The 1389-nt window shown below is 60.2% G+C and carries 2 protein-coding genes; both read right to left on the bottom strand.

The window, feature by feature from the left end:
- A protein-coding gene (locus tag VSR82_RS39730) for an IS5 family transposase (protein WP_152854730.1) occupies positions 1 to 816 on the bottom strand; the annotation gives its coding sequence in 2 pieces (ribosomal slippage) (positions 1 to 468 and positions 468 to 816; 817 coding nt annotated over the 2 pieces). This gene is flagged as partial in the annotation.
- A 294-nt stretch (positions 817 to 1110) separates the two neighbouring features.
- Positions 1111 to 1389, bottom strand: a 279-nt coding sequence (locus tag VSR82_RS39725) for a transposase (RefSeq protein ID WP_498858895.1), incomplete at its 5' end; no start/stop codon positions are given.

Genomic DNA, 1389 nt, shown 5'->3' with positions numbered 1-1389 from the left:
ATAAAGACTGCTGGGCACGCTTGAGCGTGTTCCAGCAGATCAAGGAACAACCGAGTTTGAGAAACGCCTCATGAATGTCGGCTCGACGTTCAAAACGGATGCGAAGACGGCGGAAATGATGCAACCAGGCATGCGTACGTTCGACAACCCAACGCACTCTCCCGAGGCCACTGCCGTGGGGTTGGCCACGTCGGGCAATGCTGGTTGGGATGCCGCGCTCGTGCAGGATGCGGCGGTACTTGTCGTGGTCGTAGCCCCGGTCTGCATAGACACGACCGGGTCGGCTCAGTGGTCGTCCACGCAAGCCACCGACGGGCACAATGGCATCGACCAGCGGAACCAGTTGCGTCACATCGTTACGGTTGGCACCGGTCAGGATGGCGACGAGCGGTGTGCCGTTCGCATCGGTCAGGAGGTGGTGTTTGGAGCCGGGTCGCGCGCGGTCGGTGGGGTTCGGTCCAGTTTTTCGCCCGCCCCAACCGCGCGAATCGACGAAGAATCGACGACCATGCGCGAGAAATCGATCTTCTCGGCTGCACGCAGCTTCGCCAGCAGGACCGCATGCAACTGGTCCCAGACGCCTGCCTCCTGCCAGTCGCGTAGCCGACGCCAGCAGCTCACACCCGAACCGCAACCCATTTCGGCGGGCAGGTCGCGCCAGCGGATGCCGGTTTTCAGCACGAACAGAATGCCGGTCAACGCTGCCCGATCCGGTACCGGTTTGCGGCCCGGATACTTGAAGCGGCGTGGCTTCGGTGGTGGTAGCAGTGGCTCGATCAGTGCCCACAATTCGTCGTCAACGATTGGTTTTCCCATCTCCTCGATCCACTTGTCACAACGACCGAGGTTAATCTATGGTCACCCCCGTTTTTGCAATGCTGAATTTTTTGGCGCGTTGGGTTTGCGTAAATCTATCCGGCGTCAGAGCGGGATGAGCCGTCGCGCCTCGATGAGAATCGCGCCTGATGGTCCTGATAACAGGGGCAGCTTCAGAAGCTGGTTAACCTCTCAGGGTTTCCGTCAGGCCGGTTTGCCGTTCACGTCATCAGTATTCAGCAATCGCAAAACCAGATGGATCGACTTCGGTAAAGCAGTTCGGCGGGAGGTGGCTCATCGAGGGGCGCTTCGCGTGCATGGGTCGAATACAGCGTCGCGACTCGCAATGGCCCAGGCTATTCGCGCGAACTTGTTAGCGAGCGCACAGGCCACTACGTTTGAGTGTCGTCGCGCGAGCATTGAGCGCACCCAGTCGGCCATCTTGCCCGTGTGCCTGTTTAGATGCAGCATGAAGGCACGGGCACACTGGACGAGCAACCGGCGAATGTTCTTGTCCCCCCGCTTGGAAATTCCCAACAGGTTCGACCGGCCTCCCGTACTGTACTGGCGGGG

This window comes from Burkholderia sp. JPY481 (genome assembly GCF_038900515.1).
GTDB lineage: Bacteria > Pseudomonadota > Gammaproteobacteria > Burkholderiales > Burkholderiaceae > Paraburkholderia > Paraburkholderia youngii.
The sequence above is the reverse complement of the archived record's forward strand: the minus strand, read 5'-3'. Positions and strand labels throughout refer to the sequence as shown.